General features: G+C 70.1%; 19 protein-coding genes. 16 read left to right on the top strand and 3 right to left on the bottom strand.

Annotation, left to right across the window (positions count from 1 at the left end; genetic code table 11):
• From AC1DVT_RS07930 to AC1DVT_RS07920, 3 genes are all read left to right on the top strand, one after another.
• Nucleotides 1–1,077, top strand: a 1,077-nt coding sequence (locus AC1DVT_RS07930; protein WP_477387983.1) for a cytochrome P450, incomplete at its 5' end; no start/stop codon positions are given.
• 10 nt (nucleotides 1,078–1,087) lie between these two features.
• On the top strand, nucleotides 1,088–2,284 hold the full coding sequence (locus tag AC1DVT_RS07925; protein ID WP_477387981.1) for an FAD-dependent oxidoreductase: 1,197 nt from the start codon (nucleotides 1,088–1,090) through the stop codon (nucleotides 2,282–2,284).
• Nucleotides 2,281–2,736 carry a flavodoxin domain-containing protein gene (locus AC1DVT_RS07920; protein ID WP_477387980.1) on the top strand — a complete coding sequence of 152 codons (456 nt, stop codon included), beginning with the start codon at nucleotides 2,281–2,283 and terminating at the stop codon, nucleotides 2,734–2,736. Before AC1DVT_RS07925 ends, AC1DVT_RS07920 begins: the two co-directional genes overlap by 4 nt.
• 20 nt (nucleotides 2,737–2,756) lie before the next feature.
• Here AC1DVT_RS07920 and AC1DVT_RS07915 read toward each other — a convergent pair whose 3' ends face one another.
• Nucleotides 2,757–3,470 carry an IclR family transcriptional regulator gene (locus AC1DVT_RS07915; protein WP_477387978.1) on the bottom strand — a complete coding sequence of 238 codons (714 nt, stop codon included), beginning with the start codon at nucleotides 3,468–3,470 and terminating at the stop codon, nucleotides 2,757–2,759.
• Between the two features lie 131 nt (nucleotides 3,471–3,601).
• Between AC1DVT_RS07915 and AC1DVT_RS07910 the strand changes: the two genes are divergently transcribed.
• Complete coding sequence (locus AC1DVT_RS07910; protein WP_477387976.1) at nucleotides 3,602–5,506, top strand: FAD-binding monooxygenase; 1,905 nt, start codon at nucleotides 3,602–3,604, stop codon at nucleotides 5,504–5,506.
• Between the two features lie 55 nt (nucleotides 5,507–5,561).
• Here AC1DVT_RS07910 and AC1DVT_RS07905 read toward each other — a convergent pair whose 3' ends face one another.
• The gene (locus AC1DVT_RS07905) at nucleotides 5,562–6,185 is read right to left on the bottom strand and encodes a TetR/AcrR family transcriptional regulator (protein WP_477387974.1); all 624 of its coding nucleotides are present in this window, start codon (nucleotides 6,183–6,185) and stop codon (nucleotides 5,562–5,564) included.
• Nucleotides 6,186–6,341: 156 nt separating this feature from the next.
• On the opposite strand from AC1DVT_RS07905, the gene AC1DVT_RS07900 reads away from it, so the two are divergent.
• From AC1DVT_RS07900 to AC1DVT_RS07855, 10 genes are all read left to right on the top strand, one after another.
• Nucleotides 6,342–7,085: an enoyl-CoA hydratase/isomerase family protein gene (locus tag AC1DVT_RS07900; RefSeq protein WP_477387972.1), complete on the top strand. Its 744-nt coding sequence runs from the start codon at nucleotides 6,342–6,344 to the stop codon at nucleotides 7,083–7,085.
• Nucleotides 7,082–7,966 carry a 3-hydroxyacyl-CoA dehydrogenase family protein gene (locus AC1DVT_RS07895; RefSeq protein WP_477387970.1) on the top strand — a complete coding sequence of 295 codons (885 nt, stop codon included), beginning with the start codon at nucleotides 7,082–7,084 and terminating at the stop codon, nucleotides 7,964–7,966. The genes AC1DVT_RS07900 and AC1DVT_RS07895 overlap by 4 nt, the downstream gene beginning before the upstream one ends.
• Nucleotides 7,951–10,080, top strand: coding sequence for a phenylacetic acid degradation bifunctional protein PaaZ (gene paaZ, locus AC1DVT_RS07890; protein ID WP_477387968.1), 2,130 nt, complete (start codon nucleotides 7,951–7,953; stop codon nucleotides 10,078–10,080). The genes AC1DVT_RS07895 and paaZ overlap by 16 nt, the downstream gene beginning before the upstream one ends.
• Nucleotides 10,077–10,484, top strand: a complete 408-nt coding sequence (gene paaI, locus AC1DVT_RS07885) for a hydroxyphenylacetyl-CoA thioesterase PaaI (RefSeq protein WP_477387966.1) — start codon at nucleotides 10,077–10,079, stop codon at nucleotides 10,482–10,484. Before paaZ ends, paaI begins: the two co-directional genes overlap by 4 nt.
• Nucleotides 10,485–10,558: 74 nt before the next feature.
• A complete protein-coding gene (gene paaA / locus AC1DVT_RS07880) occupies nucleotides 10,559–11,560 on the top strand; it encodes a 1,2-phenylacetyl-CoA epoxidase subunit PaaA (protein WP_477387964.1) in 1,002 nt (333 codons plus the stop codon).
• On the top strand, nucleotides 11,560–11,865 hold the full coding sequence (gene paaB / locus AC1DVT_RS07875; protein ID WP_457100150.1) for a 1,2-phenylacetyl-CoA epoxidase subunit PaaB: 306 nt from the start codon (nucleotides 11,560–11,562) through the stop codon (nucleotides 11,863–11,865). The genes paaA and paaB overlap by 1 nt, the downstream gene beginning before the upstream one ends.
• Nucleotides 11,862–12,686, top strand: coding sequence for a 1,2-phenylacetyl-CoA epoxidase subunit PaaC (gene paaC / locus AC1DVT_RS07870; RefSeq protein WP_477387962.1), 825 nt, complete (start codon nucleotides 11,862–11,864; stop codon nucleotides 12,684–12,686). Before paaB ends, paaC begins: the two co-directional genes overlap by 4 nt.
• On the top strand, nucleotides 12,680–13,165 hold the full coding sequence (gene paaD / locus AC1DVT_RS07865) for a 1,2-phenylacetyl-CoA epoxidase subunit PaaD (RefSeq protein WP_477387960.1): 486 nt from the start codon (nucleotides 12,680–12,682) through the stop codon (nucleotides 13,163–13,165). The genes paaC and paaD overlap by 7 nt, the downstream gene beginning before the upstream one ends.
• Nucleotides 13,165–14,379, top strand: a complete 1,215-nt coding sequence (gene paaE / locus AC1DVT_RS07860) for a 1,2-phenylacetyl-CoA epoxidase subunit PaaE (RefSeq protein WP_477387958.1) — start codon at nucleotides 13,165–13,167, stop codon at nucleotides 14,377–14,379. Before paaD ends, paaE begins: the two co-directional genes overlap by 1 nt.
• Before the next feature lie 8 nt (nucleotides 14,380–14,387).
• Nucleotides 14,388–15,149 carry an enoyl-CoA hydratase/isomerase family protein gene (locus tag AC1DVT_RS07855; protein ID WP_477387956.1) on the top strand — a complete coding sequence of 254 codons (762 nt, stop codon included), beginning with the start codon at nucleotides 14,388–14,390 and terminating at the stop codon, nucleotides 15,147–15,149.
• Nucleotides 15,150–15,267: 118 nt separating this feature from the next.
• On the opposite strand, the gene AC1DVT_RS07850 is transcribed toward AC1DVT_RS07855, so the two are convergent.
• A complete protein-coding gene (locus tag AC1DVT_RS07850) occupies nucleotides 15,268–16,920 on the bottom strand; it encodes a thiamine pyrophosphate-binding protein (RefSeq protein WP_477387954.1) in 1,653 nt (550 codons plus the stop codon).
• A gap of 200 nt (nucleotides 16,921–17,120) precedes the next feature.
• Between AC1DVT_RS07850 and AC1DVT_RS07845 the strand changes: the two genes are divergently transcribed.
• Complete coding sequence (locus AC1DVT_RS07845; protein WP_457100003.1) at nucleotides 17,121–17,420, top strand: hypothetical protein; 300 nt, start codon at nucleotides 17,121–17,123, stop codon at nucleotides 17,418–17,420.
• 185 nt (nucleotides 17,421–17,605) lie between these two features.
• Nucleotides 17,606–19,075, top strand: a complete 1,470-nt coding sequence (locus AC1DVT_RS07840) for an NAD-dependent succinate-semialdehyde dehydrogenase (protein ID WP_477387952.1) — start codon at nucleotides 17,606–17,608, stop codon at nucleotides 19,073–19,075.
• Nucleotides 19,076–19,264: the final 189 nt, after the last annotated feature.

The raw sequence follows: 19,264 nt of genomic DNA, 5'->3' as shown, positions 1-19,264 counted from the left end.
CCTTCGCTCAACAGATACCTCGTGACCACCTTCGACGACTGCTTCTCGATCGAGATGGACCAGGAGACATTCAGCGCGCACGAGCCCGCGGAGCGCTCCACCATGGTGCGGGCGATGGGGCGCTCGATGCTCCGCAAGGATGACCCGGAGCACAAGCCCGAACGCATGACGCTCTCGCGGGCGATTCGTCCGGTCGCCATCAAGTCGACGTGGCATGAGGTCTTCGAGAGGAATGCCGATCTCCACCTGGAGCGGCTGCGGCAGCTCGGCCCCGGGGCCGACCTCTTCCGTGAATACGCCGTGCCTTTCGCCGCGGACAATCTGACCGCTGTGCTGGGGCTGAAGGGGGTCTCCGCAGACACGATGATGGACTGGTCGCACACGCTGATCGCCGGCATCGGGAACGTCGTCGACGATTCGGACATGTGGGCCCAGACAGCGCGGGTGAACGCGGAGATCGAGGCCTCCATCGTCGAGTCTGCCGCCGTGCTGCGAGAGAAGCCCGACGACTCGATCCTTTCTTCGTTCCTCCACGCTCCGCACGACATCCCCGACGAGGTGGTGCGCGCGAACGTGAAGCTCGCGATCTCGGGTGGAGTGAACGAGCCGAGTCATGTCATCTCCAGTGCGGTCTGGGAGCTGCTCACGCACCCCKAACAGCTCGCGGCTGTCGCACGGTCCGAGCGGGAGTGGGCAGACGTGTTCGAAGAGACCGCTCGGCACCAGTCCCCGGTCGGCATGTATCCCCGGTTCGTCACTCGCGACACCGAGGTCGGCGGCGTGCCGATCCCGAAGGGCTCCAGCATCGGCGTGGTGGTGGCGTCGGCCAACCGCGACGAGCGCATCTTCCAGCGTCCCGAGGAGTTCGACCTGTTCCGGGAGCGCGTCACCAACCTGTCGTTCGGCAACGGAACGCACATCTGCGCGGGAAACTGGCTCGCACGCGACATGGTCGGCGCCGTCGGCCTGCCGCGGCTGTTCGCCGAGTTCCCCACGCTTCGGCTTGCCGACCCGGACGCGGTCGAGTTCCGCGGCTGGGTCTTCCGCGGCACGACCGCGCTCCCCGTGGAGTGGTGAGGCAGGAGCCATGACCAAGGTCGCGATCGTGGGTGCCGGCGCAGCCGGGTGCTACAGCGCCCAGGCGATCATCCGGAGACTTCCCGACGCCGAACTGGTCCTGCTCGAGCGGCTGTCGGTKCCGTTCGGCCTCATTCGACACGGGGTCGCTCCCGATCATCAGGGAACGAAGGCTGTCTCCCGGCAATTCGAGCGAGTCTTCGATGCTCCGCAGGTCACCCTGATCACCGGCGTCGACGTCGGCGGCGAGGTATCCGTCGACGACCTTCGTGATGCCTTCGACGTCGTCGTGATGGCGACGGGGCTCAGCCGTGACCGCGACCTCGGCATCCCGGGGTCGCGGCTGTCCGGCGTTGTGGGCTCCGGCGAATTCACACGAGCGCTCAACGGGCATCCGGACCAGTTCGACGCGGAGCCCAGGATCGGTGTGACGCCGGTCGTCGTCGGGGCGGGCAACGTCGCGCTCGACGTCGTGCGCCTCCTGGCGAAGGCGCCCGCCGACTTCGAGGGCTCTGACCTCGACGATGACCTGCTGTCGACCATCGTGCCGTCGCCGGTCCGCCGGATCGACCTCGTCGCTCGCGGCTGGCGGCCGCGCTGGGACGAGGCGATGCTGAAGGAGATCCTGGACATCGACGGCGCTGTGGTGCATGTCGCCGGCGGAGACCAGGCGGCGCGCCGCGCCGGCCTCTCCCACATCGTCGGCGTCGAGCGGGCGGGGTCGGCCCGCGTCGACATCGTGCTGCATTTCGGTCGGACGCCCGTCGCCGTGCGAGGCGATCAGCGGGTGGTGGGGATCGACGTCGCGGATGAGTCCGGAGCACTTCTCACGATTCCCACCGACACCGTCATCACCGCCGTCGGATTCGAGTCCGAGTCGTTCCGCGAAGACGCCCGGCTGATCACCGCCGGATGGCTGGCAACCGGCGCGCGAGGAACCATCCCGGAACAGCGCTCCCGTGCCCGCGACGTCGCGGAGCGGGTCGCCGCCGTGCCGCCCCTGCCCGAGCGAGGTGGCCTGGATGCGCTCCCGTCGGTCGCGCGGGGCGGACGCACGTGGGTGGCGCTGTGGCGCGCGATCGACGATCTGGAGCGCACCGCGGCGGGACCGAGCCGGTGCCGCCGCAAGCTGAGCGACCCTGCCCAGCACGCCGCCGTCCTGGCGCGCGTCGAATCGACCCTCCAGGAGAGGAAGGACCCGGCATGAAGATCTTCGTGATGTTCGGCACTGAGAGCGGCAACGCCGAGATGGTGGCCGACGACGTGAGCGATTCGCTCGCTCGGAGTGGACACGACGTGGAGGTGGCGGATCTGCAGGACGTCGAACCGATGTCGGTCGACACGGAGGCGCTCCATCTCATCGTCTGCTCCACGCATGGGGAGGGCGACCTTCCTGAGAGCGCGAAGCCCTTCTACGAGCGCGTGCGACGCGAGCACCCGGATCTCGTCGGCCTGCGCTACGCGATGTTCGGCCTCGGTGACCACACCTATGAGCACTACAGCCGCGGAAGCGAGATCATCGACGAGATGCTTGCCGAGTTCGGCGCTCAGCGGATCGGCCGCTACGGTCGGCACGATGCCTCGAGCCGTGATCTGCCGAGCGACCTGGCGGTCGCCTGGGCGGACGAAGTGCTCGCGTCGGTGCTGCAGGTCGCCTGAGCACTTGCGATTGAGCGGGATCAGCCGCCGAGCGCTTCGCGGATCGCGGCGGCCGACCGCTCCAGGCGCGCAGCGATCGCCGCGGGATCGACGGGGCTCGACACGTGCACGACGGCGATGGCCGCCGGGCGCTGCCCACCGCGCAGGCGCAGGGGCACCGACACCGCCTGCACCGTCGGGATGACCTCGTCATGGCTCGTCGCCCAGCCCCGCTCCGCGGCTTGGGCGATCTCGGAGCGCAGCCGGTCGCCGACCTCGACGGGCCATTCGGACGCTGCCATCGCCGAGAGGATGGCCTTGCTGGGGGCGCCCACGGTGATCGGATGACGCGCACCCGGTCGCTGGGCGACCGAGGCGATCGCGTGTCGCGGCTCGACGCTCGCGAGCGTGATGCACTCGTCGTGGTCGAGCACGGTGAGGAAGCACGTCATGCCGAGCTCGTTCGCCACGGCGGTCAGCTCGGGCAGGGCCCCAGCCTGCAGATCGTGTGCGACTCCGGCGGCCAGCGCCGCCATCCGGGCCCCGAGCCGGATGCGTCCCGCGCTGTCGCGCGTCACCAGCCTGTGATCCTCGAGCGTGCGCAGCAGGCGATAGGCGACCGAGCGATGTACGCCCAGGCGCCTGGCGGTCTCATCGATCGACAGCGGCTCACGCGCGTCGGCGAGGATCTCCAGGATCCGTATGCCGCGGCTCAGCGTCTGCGAGGGCGGCACGGTGGTCGCGGCATCCGTCATGGAGATCTCCTCTTGCGTGCCTCACGCGGAACGTATACGATCTGTTCAATAGTAGAACGTTCCGTTCGAATATAGAACGAGGCGCTCCACCCCGCAAGGCCATCTCGACAGTGTCGTCCGGAGGACATCTCATGCAGTTCCACCACCACGGCTACGTGTCCGGCGAGCCCCGCGTCCAGGACGCGTCGGGGGCCGGCCTCGATCGCCCCGCCGATCTCCCCGACGAGATGGATGTGCTCATCGTCGGATCCGGCCCCGCGGGGATGCTCCTCGCCGCGCAGATGTCGCAATTCCCGGAGGTCACGACCCGCATGATCGAGCGCCGTGACGGGCGTCTCGTGCTCGGTCAGGCGGACGGCATCCAGCCGCGCAGCGTCGAGACGTTCCAGGCCTTCGGGTTCGCCGAGCGCATCGTCGCCGAGGCGTACAACATCGCCTATATGAACTTCTGGACCCCTGATCCGGAGAATCCGAAGAACATCATCCGCACGGCGCGCACCGAGGACTACGCGTTGAAGATCAGCGAGTTCCCGCACCTCATCGTGAACCAGGCGCGCGTGCTCGACTACTTCGCCGAAGCCGCCGCGCACGGACCCGGTCGGATCGTCCCGGACTACGGCGTCGAATTCGTCGGCCTCACGGTTGAGGACGGGGGCGAGTACCCGGTCGAGGTGCGCGTGCGGCACACCGCCGGAGCGCGGGCAGGGGAGGAGCGCACGGTGCGTGCGAAGTACGTCGCCGGGTGCGACGGCGCGCGCAGCGGCGTGCGAGAGGCGATCGGGCGCACGCACGTGGGCGACATCTCGCGGCACGCGTGGGGCGTCATGGACGTGCTCGTCAACACCGACTTCCCCGATTGGCGCACGAAATGCGCGATCAACGCCGAGGCGGGGAACATCCTGCACATCCCACGCGAGGGCGGCTATCTCAGCCGCATGTACATCGACCTCGGCGCCGTGGCCGACGATGACGACCACCGCGTGCGCCAGACGCCGATCGAGGGGATCATCCGCAAGGCGAACGAGATCCTGCATCCGTACTCGATCGACGTCAAGCAGGTTGCCTGGCACAGCGTCTACGAGGTCGGCCACCGCGTGACCGACAAGTTCGACGACGTGCCCGAGGGCTCGGACCGCACCCCTCGCGTCTTCCTCACCGGCGACGCCTGCCACACCCACAGCGCCAAGGCGGGGCAGGGCATGAACGTGTCGATGCAGGACGGCTTCAACCTCGGCTGGAAGCTCGGCGCGGTGCTCACCGGCCGCAGCCCCGAGTCGCTGCTGGCGACCTACTCCGCCGAGCGGCAGCCCGTCGCCCAGCAGCTCATCGACTTCGACAAGGAGTGGTCCTCGCTCATGGCCCGCAAGCCTGAAGAGATCACCGACCCGCAGGATCTCGCCACCTATTACCTCGCGACCGCCGAGTTCCCCTCCGGCTTCATGACCCAATACGGCGAGTCGATGATCGTGACGGATGCCGCGCACCAGGCGCTCGCGGAGGGATTTCCCCTCGGCAAACGGTTCAAATCCGCCGAGGTGGTGCGCGTGTGCGACGGCAACGTCGTGCACCTCGGTCACCATGCCAAGGCCGACGGACGCTGGCGCATCTACGCCTTCGCCGACGCTCCCGCAGCAGGCGAACCGTCGACGCTCGCCTCGTGGGCGGAGTGGCTGTCGTCGCCGGAGTCACCGGTGGCGCGGTTCACCCCCGTCGGCGCGGACGTCGACCTCGTGTTCGACGTCAAGGCGATCTATCAGCAGCGCTTCGAGGAGGTCGACATCTCGCGGGTGCCGAAGGCGTTCCTGCCTCAGACGGGCCCGCTGGGTCTGACCGACTGGGAGAAGGTCTACGCCGCCGGCCCCAGTGCGTGGAACAGCGTGGACATCTTCTCCGAGCGCGGTCTGTCCCGCGACGGTGTCGTCGTCGTGGTGCGCCCTGATCAGTACGTGGCGGCGGTGCTGCCGCTGACCGCGACGGACGAGCTCACGGCGTTCTTTGCGCAGCACATGCTCGCGCAGCCGGGCACAGGTCGCTGAGCTTGGCGTAGCGCCGCGGACCCTTCGACACGCTCAGGGACCGCCGGGGGTGTCGTCAGCGCGTGCGGATCCCGTCGAGCGCCATCGTCACGACGTCGTAGGCGAGGCGTTCCCGATCGACGGGGCCGCCGGGGCGGTACCACTCGACGATCGAGTTGACCATGCCGAAGATGAGGCGAGTGGCGACCGGCCCGTCGATGTCGTCCCGCACGATTCCGGCCTGCTGCGCCTCGACGACGAGCGCCGTGACGCGGTGGTCGAACGCGCGGCGTCGCTCGAGCGCGGCCCGCTCGACAGCGCTGTTGCCGCGGACCCGGAGCAGCAGCGTGACGTAGGGGAGCCGGTCCACGAGCACGCGGACGGCCCCGCGCAGCACGGCGCCGAGGCGCTCCGCCGGGGAGCCCTCGCGGGCGTCCGGCTCGTCGAAGACGCCCTCGAGCCGGCTGAGCGCCTCGTCGAGGGCGAGGGCGAGGAGCTGCTCCTTCGAATCGAAGTGGTGGTACAGCGCCGATTTCGTCAGTCCCAGCCGGGTCGCGAGGTCGGCGACGGATGTCGCGTCGTAGCCCTGCTCGTTGAACAGCGCGACCGCGATCTCGAGCACCTGATCGCGGTCGTAGCCCGGGCGACCGCGACGGGGCGCGGCGATGTGCTCCGGTGGGGCAGTGGTCGGGTCGGGCACGGGTCCAGTCTGACACTCCGCTCCGAAGCGAGCGTGGGCGGATCGCGGGAGCGGCGTCGCGGGGGTGTGTTTGGCGAAGGGCCATCGATCTGCTATTACTGAACGATCGGTTAGATATTCAAGCGACTCGTCCGCGCCGGAGCGGATGACGAGAGGATGACGATGTCCGACGCGCTGCGCATCGAGCGCCGCGATGACCGCGTGGTGGCGACGCTGGACCGACCCGAGGTCCGCAACGCGATCGACCAGACCATGGTCGACGAATTGCACGCTCTGTGCGTTGAACTCGAAGAACGGCCGCGCACACTCATCCTGATCGGTGCCGGCGGCGTCTTCGCCTCGGGCGCCGACATCGCCGAGCTGCGGGACCGGCGCGCCGACGACGCGCGCCGCGGCATCAACACCCGCGCGTTCCAGCGCGTCCGCGCGCTCCCGATGCCGGTCATCGCCGCGCTCGACGGCTGGGCGCTCGGCGGCGGTGCCGAGCTCGCCTACGCCGCAGACCTGCGGATCGGCACGCCGCGCCTGCGGATCGGCAACCCCGAGACGGGACTCGGCATCATCGCCGCCGCCGGCGCCACCTGGCGGCTGCCCGAGATCGTCGGCAAGGCGCGTGCGACAGAGCTGCTGCTGACCGGACGGATTCTGGATGCCGATGACGCACTCGCGTGGGGGCTCGTCTCGTCGCTGCACGAACCCGACGCACTCCTCGACGCGGCACTCGCGCTCGCCGACCGCATCGCCGCGAACGACCCGCTCGCGACCCGCCACACCAAGACGGCGCTGCGCGCCGCACCCGACGCGCACCCCACCATCGAGCTCGAACTGCAGGCCGAGCTGTTCGAGAGCCCCGAGAAGCACCGGCGAATGACCGCGTTCCTGGAGAGGCGCAAGCGATGACCCGCACGCCCGGCGAAGACACGGCGCCTGCCGTGCCCGCCCACGTCGGCGTGATCGGCGGTGGACGCATGGGCGCGGGCATCGCGCACGCCTTCGCGCTCGCCGGCGCCTCGGTCGTCGTCATCGAGAGGGACGCGGATGCCGCGGCCGCGGCATCCGCTCGCGTGCTCGAGAGTCTGCATCGCAGCGTGCAGCGCGGCGGCACGACGCGTGACCTCGCCGGCCTGACCGCTGCCATCGAGACGGGGGCGGATGCCGCGGCGCTCGCCGGCTGCGGGCTCGTCATCGAGGCGGTGCCGGAAGATCGCGCGCTCAAGGCCGACGCGCTCGGACGCGCTGAGCGAGTGCTCGGTGCGGACTCCGTGCTCGCGACGAACACCTCCTCGATCTCGATCGACGACCTCGCGCTCGGCCTCACCCGCCCGGACCGCTTCATCGGCCTGCACTTCTTCAACCCGGTCCCGGCGTCGGAGCTCATCGAGATCGTGGTGGGGCGCGCCACCGCGCCCGAGCTCGTCGCCGACGCCCGCGCATGGGTCACCGCGATCGGCAAGGTTCCCATCGTCGTGCGCGACAGCCCCGGATTCGCGTCGAGCCGCCTCGGTGTCGCGCTCGGTCTCGAGGCCATCCGCATGCTCGAGGAGGGCGTCGCCTCGGCCGCCGACGTCGATGGGGCGATGGAGCTCGGCTACCGGCATCCGATCGGCCCGCTGCGCACGACCGACCTCGTCGGGCTCGACGTGCGCCTCGGAATCGCCGAGGAGCTGCACGCGCGACTGGGCGTCCGCTTCGCGCCGCCCGACCTGCTGCGGCGGATGGTCGCCGACGGACACCTGGGCCGCAAGACCGGCCGCGGATTCTACGAATGGAGCGAACAGTGAGCACAGGGATCGAGGTCCTGCCGAGCTACGTGCAGGATGCGTGGTGGAGCCCTGCCGGCCCTTCGACAGGCTCAGGGACCAAGGGGGTCACGGTGCGGGATGCCTCGACGGGCGAGGAGGTCACTCGTCTGAGCACTGACGGGCTCGACCTCGCCGGCGCACTGGAGCATGCGCGCACGGTCGGCCAGCGGAGCCTCGGCGCGCTCACGTTTCACCAGCGCGCGCTGCTGCTGAAGCAGTTCGGCATCGCGCTGACGGCGCGCAAGGAGGAGCTCTACGAGCTCTCGAAGCGCGCAGGTGCGACGGTCCGCGACTCGCTCAGCGATGTCGACGGCGGCATCGGCGTGCTCTTCACCTACTCGTCGAAGGGCCGCCGCGAGCTGCCGAACGCGCAGGTGTACCTCGACGGTCCGGTGGAGTCGCTCGCAAAGGATGGGTCGTTCCTCGGCCGGCACGTGTACACCCGCCTCCCCGGCGTCGCGGTGCAGATCAACGCCTTCAACTTCCCGATGTGGGGCGCTCTCGAGAAGTTCGCGCCCGCGTTCCTCGCCGGAGTCCCGAGCCTCGTGAAGCCGGCGACACCGACCGCCTACGTCGCCGAGGCCTGGGTGCGGATCCTCGTCGAGTCCGGCCTGCTGCCCGCCGGGTCGCTGCAGCTCGTGTCGGGGAGTGTTCCTGGCCTCTTCGACCACCTTCGGCTCGGCGACCTCGTCGGGTTCACCGGAAGCGCGTCGACCGCCGCGAAGCTGCGCGAGCAGGCGGCGGGGGGAGTGCGGTTCACGAGTGAGACGGACTCGATCAACGCCTCCGTGCTCGGTCMGGACGCTACGCCCGGCACGCCGGAGTTCGACGCCTACGTGAAGCAGCTGCTGGTCGAGCTGACGACGAAGGCCGGCCAGAAGTGCACCGCGATCCGGCGCGCGATCGTGCCGGCGGGCTCGGTCGATGCCCTGGTCGCCGCCCTTTCCGCCAAGATCGCGGAACGCGTCGTGATCGGCGACCCGCATGTGGAGACCGTGACGATGGGACCGCTCGTCTCGCGCGAGCAGCGCGACGAGGTGCTCCGCAGCGTCGCGGCGCTCGAAGCGGCGGGCGGCCTCGTTCTGCTGGGCTCGACCGACCTGCCCGAGGTCGTCCGCGCCGACGGCACGACGGGCGATGCCCCGGACGGCGCCTTCCTCGGGCCCCTCCTCATCGGATTCACGGATGCCTCGGCTGCCGCCGTGCACGAGATAGAGGCGTTCGGACCCGTCGCGAGCGTGCTCGCGTACGACACGGTCGACGAGGCCGGCGACCTCGTGGCCCTCGGCGGCGGCTCGCTCGTGACGAGCGTCGCGACCAGCGATCCGGCGGTCGCCGCCACTCTGCTCGCCCGCATCGGCGCCTTCAACGGGCGACTGCTGTTCCTCGACCGCGACGACCTGCGCACCTCCACCGGGCACGGCTCGCCGGTGCCGCACCTCGTGCACGGTGGACCGGGCCGCGCCGGCGGTGGCGAGGAGCTCGGCGGCATCCGCGCCGTCCTCCACCACATGCAGCGCACCGCCCTGCAGGGGTCTCCGGAGATGCTCACCGCCCTCACCGGCGTGTGGCACCAGGGTGCCACCGCACGCAGCGACCGGCATCCGTTCCGCAAGTCGCTCGATGAGCTGCGCATCGGCGACCAGATCGCGTCCGCGTCGAGGTCGGTGTCGCTCGACGACATCGAGACGTTCGCGCACTTCACCGGCGACACGTTCTATGCGCACATGGACGAGGAGGCCGCCGCGGCCAACCCGTTCTTCCCGGGTCGCGTCGCACACGGCTATCTGCTCGTCTCCTGGGCGGCCGGGCTGTTCGTCGACCCTGATCCCGGTCCCGTGCTCGCCAACTACGGACTCGAGAACCTCCGCTTCATCACTCCCGTGTCCCCGGGGGACGAGATCCGCGTGGTGCTGACGGCGAAGGAGATCACGCCGCGCGAGACTGACGAGTACGGAGAAGTGCGGTGGGATGCCGTGATCCTCAACCAGCGCGACGAGATCGTCGCGACCTACGACGTGCTCACGCTGGTGGCGAAGCATCTCGACAAGCTCGATGACCGGGCGGACAAGCTCGAACGGGTGGAGGCATGACCGTGCGTCCGATGATGCAGCGGGATCAGGCATCCGCCGCCCTCGGCATGGTCGTCGAGGTCGATGAACCTGGACGTTCGGTCGTGTCCATGCGTGTGCGCGAGGACATGACGAATGGCTTCGCCATCACGCACGGCGGACTCGTGTTCGCACTGGCAGACACGGCCTTCGCGATCGCGTGCAACGAGGACGAGCGTGTGACGGTGGCCGCCGGCGCCGACATCACCTTCCTGAAGGCCACCCGCGCAGGGCAGACGCTCACCGCGGAGGCCGTCCGCCGCACCGTGAGCGGCCGGACCGGGCTGTACGACGTCACCGTCACTGACGAGACCGGCGACGTGGTCGCGGAGTTCCGCGGCCGATCCCTCACCACCGACCGAACCGCCGACCGAACCGCCGACTGACAGCCCCGCGGGATCGTCGGCAGGGCATGGAGTACACTTTACTGAACGAACGGTCTGTAAATGAGGAGTCGATGATGACCACAGCCGCCCTTCGACCTGTTGAACCACAGGATGAGGCCGCCCAGCAGACGGTCTTCGACGAGCTCATCGCAGCCGAGCAGCGCATCGAGCCGCGGGACTGGATGCCGSMGGCCTACCGYMRMACGCTCATSCGCCAGATCTCGCAGCACGCCCACTCCGAGATCATYGGTATGCAGCCCGAGGSCAACTGGATCACGCGCGCCCCGAGCCTSAAGCGCAAGGCGATCCTGATGGCGAAAGTGCAGGACGAGGCCGGCCACGGGCTCTATCTCTACTCGGCGGCCCAGACCCTCGGGATCACGCGCGACGAGATGACCGACCAGCTCATCGCCGGACGCGCCCGATACTCGTCCATCTTCAACTACCCGACGCCGACGTGGGCAGACATGGGCGCCATCGGCTGGCTCGTCGACGGCGCCGCGATCTGCAACCAGGTTCCGCTGTGCCGCGCGTCGTACGGACCTTACGGACGCGCGATGGTGCGCATCTGCAAGGAGGAGTCGTTCCACCAGCGTCAGGGCTTCGAGATCCTCCTCTCACTCATGCAGGGCACGCCCGCGCAGCAGGAGATGGCACAGGATTCCGTGAACCGCTGGTACTGGCCGTCGCTCATGATGTTCGGTCCGCCGGATGACCAGTCGCCCAACTCGGCCCAGTCGACGGCGTGGAAGATCAAGCGGTTCTCGAACGACGAACTGCGGCAGCGGTTCATCGGGATGCTGGTGCCCCAGGCCGAGGTGCTCGGTGTGACGCTCCCCGACCCCGAGCTGCGGTGGGACGACGACGCGAAGCGCTGGCACACCAGCGAGATCGACTGGACCGAGTTCCACGAGGTACTCGCGGGCCGCGGGCCCATGAATGCGGAGCGCATCAGGAACCGACGGGACGCCCATGCGGACGGCGCATGGGTGCGCGAAGCGGCGGCCGAATACGCCCGCAAGCAGTCCGAGCGCTTCTCCCCGGTCCCTGAGCCTGTCGAAGGGGCGGTGGCATGATGGCGACTCCGGGCGGTTCCGACCGCGAGACGTGGCCGCTCTGGGAGGTGTTCGTGCGCGCGAGCCGTGGCCTGAGCCACGTGCACGCCGGGTCGCTTCACGCACCCGATGCGGAGTTCGCGCTGCGCAATGCGCGCGACGTGTACACGCGCCGGGGCGAAGGCACGTCGGTATGGGTGGTGCCCGCCGATGCGATCACGACGAGCGACCCCGACTCGAAGGGCGCGTTCTTCGAGAGCCCCGCGGGCAAGAACTATCGCCACGCCGTCTACTACACGGCGTCCGAGGGGGTGCCGCACCTGTGACCGAGACCGACCCGCACGGCAATGTCACCGTCGAGCAGATCGAACTCTCCGCGGAGCTCGCGGGGGAAGGGGGACGTGCGGCGAGCGCCGACGTCGCCGAATACGCGCTGTGGCTCGGGGACGACGCGCTCATCCTCTCGCAGCAGCTGGGCGCGTGGATCGCGCGCGCGCCCGAGCTCGAAGAAGACGTCGCGCTCGCGAACATCGCGCTCGACCTGCTCGGTCATGCCCGGTCCCTGCTGCGCTACGCCGGCACGTACGACGGGCGCACCGAGGACGACCTCGCCTACTGGCGCGATGAGCCCGACTTCCGCTGCGCGTGGCTCTTCCAGCAGCCCAACGGAGACTTCGCGCAGACGATCGCACGCCAGCTCGCGGCATCCGTCTATCAATTCGAGCTCTACTCGGCGCTGGCAGGGTCGACCGACGAGACGCTGGCGGCGATCGCCGCGAAGGCGGTGAAGGAGGTCGAGTACCACCGCGACCACGCCGTGCAGTGGACGCTGCGACTCGCCGGCGGCACTGAAGAATCGAGACGACGGATGCTGCGCGCCATCGCCGACGTGTGGCCCTATGTCGGCGAGCTCTTCCGGGACGAGCCGCTCATCGAGCGCCTCGAGGGTGTCGCGGTGCGACCGTCGAGCCTGCGCGCGGGCTTCGACGCCGTCATCGACGCCGTGTTCGCCGAAGCGGGGCTGGACGTGCCGCAGGGGCCCAGTTCGTCGGCCGGAGGCCGACGCGGCGTGCACTTCCCGGGCCTCGCGTTCCTGCTCGCAGAGCTGCAGGTGCTGGCCCGGCAGCATCCGGGGGCGACATGGTGACCGCCACGGCCCGCGCTTGGGCGATCGCCGCGGCGATCCCCGACCCCGAGGTGCCCGTCCTCACGATCGAGGATCTCGGAGTGCTCCGCGACGTCTCCGTCGACGGGTCCCGCGTGACGGTGACCATCACGCCCACCTACTCCGGGTGCCCGGCCATCGAAGCGATCGGCGACGACGTCGTGCTCGCGCTCAACGGGGCGGGATTCGACGAGGTGGATGTGCGGCTCACGCTCGCTCCGGCATGGACGACGGATTGGATGAGCGAGGCGGGCAAGACGAAGCTGCGCGACTACGGGATCGCGCCGCCGAGCGGGCGCGCGTCCGTCGGCGGCGTGATCCGGGTGCAGCTTGCCGTGAAGTGCCCGCGCTGCGGGTCGCTCGACACGCGTGAGGTCGCCCGCTTCGGGTCGACGGCCTGCAAGGCGCTGTACGAATGCCGCGCGTGCCTCGAGCCCTTCGACCACTTCAAGGTGCACTGATGGCCGCACCGTTCCCTGCGCCGTTCGCGGCGCCCTCCGGCGCGACCCTTCGATCGGCCCAGGGCGCGGCTCAGGTCGCGGATGCGCTGCTGGCGAGCGCGGTCGGCGGCCCGACCGTGCCCGCACGCAAGCGTGCCCGATTCCACGCGCTCCGAGTGGCCGAGGTGCGACCCCTCACCGAGGCCGCCGTCGAGGTGACGTTCGAGATCCCCGAGCGCCTGCAGGGCGAGTTCGCCTACCTCGCGGGGCAGCACGTCGCGCTTCGCGCCCACCTCGACGGACACGAGGTGCGGCGCTCGTATTCGCTGTGCCGCCCGCCCGCACCCGGCTCGATCAGTGTCGCCATCAAGCGCGACCTGGGCGGCCGGTTCTCGACCTGGGCGCAGACCGAGCTTCGCCCCGGCGACGAGATCGACGTGATGAGCCCCCAGGGCACTTTCACCTCGACGCTCGCCGATCTCGATGGCGCGCACGTCGCCGGGATCGCCGCGGGATCGGGCATCACGCCGCTCATGGCGCTCGCCGCCACGGTTCTCGCGAGGTCCGAAACATCGCGGGTGACCCTCGTCTACACGAACCGCTCGACGACCGACGTCATGTTCCTCGAAGACCTCGCCGACCTCAAGGACCGCTACCCGACACGGCTCGCGCTGCACCATGTGCTGTCCCGCGAGCAGCGATCGGCTCCGCTGCTGTCGGGCCGCATCGACGAGTCCCGGCTGCGCCGCATCCTCGACGTCCTCGTGCTGCCGGAGACCGTGGACGAGTGGTTCCTCTGCGGTCCCTTCGAGCTGGTCCAGCTCTGCCGCGACACCCTCGACGACATCGGGGTCGACACCGCGCACGTCCGCTACGAGCTCTTCACGACGGGCGAAGGTGATCGCCCCGAGCCGTCGGCGGGGCGCCCGGTGGTGGTGCGCGAGGACGAGCCCGTCCGCCGCATCGAGTTCACCCTCGACGGCCAGTCGTCGACGGTCGACAGCCCGGTGTCGGCGCACGAGTCGATCCTGAATGCCGCGCTGCGGGTGCGCCCCGACGTGCCGTTCGCCTGCGCGGGCGGAGTGTGCGGCACGTGTCGTGCACGGCTCGTCACCGGCTCCGTCTCCATGACGCAGAACTACGCGCTCGAACCCGACGAGCTCGACCGCGGCTACGTCCTGACCTGCCAATCCCACCCCACGACCGAGTCGGTCGTGGTCGACTACGACGTGTAGGAGGAGCCGTGATCGACCTCGCGATCGCCGACGATGTGGCCGAGATCACCCTCAACGCCCCAGAAAAGCTCAACGCGCTCTCGCTCGAGGCGCTGGGGGAGTTGGATGCCGCGTACGCGCGTGCCGAGGCATCCGGCGTCCGCGCGCTCCTGCTGCGAGGGGAGGGGCGCGCGTTCTGTGCGGGCCGCGACATCGCCGGCGTCGACCCGGCCACAGACGACGTGGCGGGATACCTCGGGGCGGTCAAAGGCGTCATGCGCCGGATCGCCGCCTTCCCCGCGCCGACCTTCGCGGCGGTGCAGGGGGCGTGCCTCGGGGTCGGGCTCGGCCTCGCGATCGCGACCGACGTCGTCTACCTCGCCGCGGACGCGAAGGTGGGGTCGCCGTTCGTCAACATCGGCGCTCTGCTCGACTCGGGCGGTCACGCGCTGCTCTACGAGCGACTGGGCGCGCACCGGGCGCTGGACCTCATCTTCACCGGTGACCTCATGAGCGGGGCCGAGGCGGTGGCGGCCGGGCTGTTCAGCCGGGCGGTGCCCCGCGACGRACTGCTCGCGTTCACACGAGAGCGCGCGGCGCGTGCGGCCGCGGGTCCGACGCAGGCGTTTCTCGCGTCGAAGCGGCTCATCGACATCCTGCGCGACGACCGGCTGTGGCGCGTGGTCGCCGAGGAGTCGCGCGGGCAGGAGTCGCTGCGCGACACCGCGGACTACCGCGAGGGTTTCGCCGCGTTCCAGGCCAAGCGCAAGCCGGAGTTCCGCGGAGCGTGAGCCGCGGCATCCGTCGCCTGCCCTACGTTCGCGCGGTCGAAACCGGTAGTCGAAGTCGTTGCGGGCGGGCGCGTGTGGCGGTTTCGACCGCGCGAGGGATCGGTCGCCCTGGGCCCCGTCAGGAGTTCACGCGGATGATCTCCTGCTGGTACGGCGCGATCACCGCGCCCGAGATTCGGCAGTCGAGCAGCAGGAAGGGGCGGGATGCCGCATCCTCCGCCGCCCACGACTCCAGGCGATCGAGATCCGCGAGCGAGCGAACGACCACGCCCTCGGCGCCGACCGCCCGGGCGAAGCCGGCGAAGTCGACCTCGGGGATGAGCATCGGCTCGATCGCGAGCCCCTTGAGGCCGTACAGGTTGACCTCGGCGCTGTAGGCGGCGTCGTTCCACACCACCGCGAGGCCCCGGCCGCGCGCGACCCGCACGGCCGACTCGAGGTCGGCGAGCGCCATGAGCGCGCCGCCGTCGCCGGTGGTCAGCACGATCGTCGCGTCGGGCTTGCCGAGCGCCGCGCCGGGAACCGACGCCAGGCCGAGCCCGATCGACTGGAACGCCGTGCCCACCATGATCATGCGGTCGGGGGACGCGACCGGCCAGTGCATGTTCGCCCAGCCGATGAAGTGCCCGCCGTCCGACACGACGACCCGATCCGCGGGCAGCAGCTCGCCGATCCGCACCGCGACCGACCGCGGGTCGAGGCGCCCGTCGGGTGCGATCCCCACGCCGGAGTCATAGGAGCGCACCCCGGCGAGGTCGACCGACTCCCGCCATCGGGTCGACGCCGAGCCCTGCGACGTCAGCTCATCGAGGAGCCGCTGGACGACCACGGCTGCGTCGCCGCGGATGTACCCCCCGACGTGCGGATGCGTCGCGGTCGGAGCCGTGTCGATCTGGAACACCCTGGTTCCCGGAGCGAACAGCTCGCCGAAGCGCATCGTGAACTGGTTGAGCGACGCGCCGAACACGACGGCCACATCGGCCTCGCGGATCAGGTCCATCGCGCCCTCTGCGCCGAATCCACCGGTCACGCCGAGGTCGAACTCGGACTCCGGGAAGATGCCGCGTCCGAGCGCGGTCCCGGCCGTGATCGCTCCGGTGAGCGCGGCGAGCTCGCCGAGCGCCGCTCCGGCGTCCGCGAGCCACGCCCCGCGGCCGGCGAGGAGGAACGGCTTCGACGACTCGGCCAGCGCCTGCGCGAGGTCGCGGATCGCGCCGTGGGCGAAGGGGCCGTGCGGCGCGAGGGGCTCGGGAATTCGCGGCTCCGGCGCCACCGGAACGGGTCCGGCCTCGAGCGCGGCGATGTCGTACGGGATCGCGAGCACGGTCGGCACCCGGTAGGTGAGGGCATGCTCGATCGCGAGGACGGTCGTGGCCGCGGCATCCGTGCGTCCCGCGGTGTAGGTGCGCGCACCCACGGCCGACGCGAGCGCGATCTGGTCGACGCCCCACGGTCGCCGGCCCGAGGTGGGCTCGTCGCCCACCACCAGGACGAGGGGCACATGCGCTTGGACGGCCTCGGCGAGGGCGGTCAGGGTGTTGGTGAACCCGGCGCCATAGGTCGCGGTCGCGACGGCGAGACGCCCCGAGGCGCGATGATACGCGTCGGCGGCGACCACCCCGCCGGCCTCGTGCCGCACGGCGGTGAAGGTCACGCGCTTCGACTGCTCGAGCGCGTCGAGGAAGTAGGCGTTGCCGTTGCCCATGACACCGAAGACGTGGTCGATGTGGGCGGCGAGCGTGCGGGCGATGTGGGCGGAGACCGTGGACATGACGGAGCCTTCTGACACGGGGACGGTGATCGTGCCGCGCCCCTGCGGGGGAGCGGCGGCCGGTGCGACCCGGCAGGGATTCCGTATGTGTCTCGCGCTCGACTCGAGCGACTCGTGCCCATTTTTCGGACATCGACGGGAGTGACACTCCGCCGGACGCTCCGAGTATACGAGGGCGGCCTGCGTGGGAGGATGCAGGGATGAGGACGATCCAACTGCGGCGGTACACCCTGGTCGATGGCGAATACGACGCATTCCTGGCGTGGTGGCAGGAATGGATGCCGAAGGTCCGCCCCGCGGCCGGGTTCGCGATCGACTTCGCCTACGGGCTGCGCGCGACGAACGAGTTCGTCTGGGCGGTCAGCGCCGAAGGCGACGAAGAGGCGTTCCTCGCGACCGAGAAGGCGTATCTCGCGTCGGATGCGCGCGCCGAGGCGTTCGCCGACGTGCCGCAGCGCATCGCGGTGTACAACGTGGCCTTCGTCGACGACGTCTTCTGACGCCTGACCCTGCCGGCGCCGGGGGACGGATGCCGCGGCATCCGGTATCCGCGTCGCACAATGCAGTGGGGGTCGATGTACGCGGTGTACATCGCTCCGCGCCCGTCGCGCGGGCAGAATGGGCACCGAGCCAGACCATGGACGGCGACCACTCGCATCCGTCCGCCCGACGAAGGGGTCCCCCCATGACCGACAACCGTGAGACCGAGCTGCTGGCGCGCGTGCCTGATGCGCTGTTCATCGGCGGCGAGTGGAGGGCCGCCGAGGGCGGCAAGACGCTCAAGGTCTACGACCCCGCGAACGGGACGGTCGTCAAGGAGATCGCGGATGCCTCGCCCGCCGATGGCAAGGCCGCCCTCGACGCGGCGGCCGCGGCGTTCCCGGCCTGGGCGGCGACCCCCGCGCGCGAGCGGGCCGAGCTGCTGCGGCGTGCGTTCGACCTGCTGCAGGAGCGCAAGGAGGACTTCGCCCTGCTGATGACGATCGAGATGGGCAAGCCGCTCGCCGAGGCCCGCGGCGAAGTGGTCTACGGCGGCGAGTTCGTGCGCTGGTTCAGCGAGGAGACCGCGCGCATCCAGGGGCGTTACGGGCCGAACCCCGAGGGCACCGGTCGCATGATCGTGTCGCAGCATCCGGTCGGCCCGTGCTTCCTGATCACGCCGTGGAACTTCCCGCTGGCGATGGCGACCCGCAAAATCGCACCCGCGCTCGCCGCGGGCTGCACGGTGGTCATCAAGCCGGCCGAGCTCACGCCGCTCACCACCCTCTACTTCGCGAAGCTGCTCGAAGACGCCGGGCTGCCGGCAGGGGTCGTGAACGTGTTCACCACATCGACGTCAGGCGCGGTGTCGGAGCCGATCATCCGCGACCCGCGGCTGCGCAAGCTCTCCTTCACCGGCTCGACGCAGGTCGGGCAGCGGCTCATGCAGCAGGCAGCGCAGGGTGTGCTGCGCACGTCGATGGAACTCGGCGGCAACGCGCCCTTCGTCGTGTTCGAAGACGCCGACCTCGACAAGGCCGTCGACGGTGCGATGCTCGCGAAGTTCCGCAACGTCGGCCAGGCCTGCACCGCCGCGAACCGCTTCATCGTGCAGCGGTCGGTGGCCGACGAGTTCGCCCGGCGCGTGACCGAGCGCGTCCAGGGGCTCAAGATCGGCCGCGGCACCGAAGACGGCGTCGCGATCGGTCCGCTCATCAACGGCGCGGCGGTCGAGAAGGCCTCGTCGCTGGTGACGGATGCCGTCGCCCGCGGTGCGCAGGTGCGCACAGGTGGCTCGGCCATCGACGGGCCGGGAACCTTCTACGAGCCGACCGTCGTCACCGACGTGCAGCCCGGCAGCGACATTCTCCGTGAAGAGATCTTCGGTCCGGTGCTGGCGATCATCCCGTTCGACACCGAGGACGACGCCGTCCGCCTCGCGAACGACACCGAGTACGGACTCGTGTCGTATGTGTTCACCGAGAGCCTCTCGCGCGGACAGCGGATGATCGACCGGCTCGAGACCGGGATGATGGGCCTCAACCTGGGGGTCGTCTCCAACGCGGCCGCGCCGTTCGGCGGCTGGAAGATGTCGGGCCTCGGTCGCGAGGGCGGTGCAGAGGGCATCCACGAGTACCTGCAGACGAAGTACACGCTCACCCCGAACCCGCACTGACCGGCTGACGTCGGTCGCTGCGCCGACCCCGGTCGCTGAGCCGAACCCCGGTCGCTGAGCCGAACCCGGTAGCTGAGCCGAACCCCGGTCCCCGGTCGCTGAGCTTGTCGAAGCGCCGCGCCGCCCTCGAGACACCACAATCACGCCGAAACACCACAACCGCGCCCAGACTTCACGCAGTGCGTGGTG

The organism is Microbacterium sp. P2_F9 (genome assembly GCF_056403635.1).
This window is presented reverse-complemented; position numbering and strand designations above follow the sequence as displayed.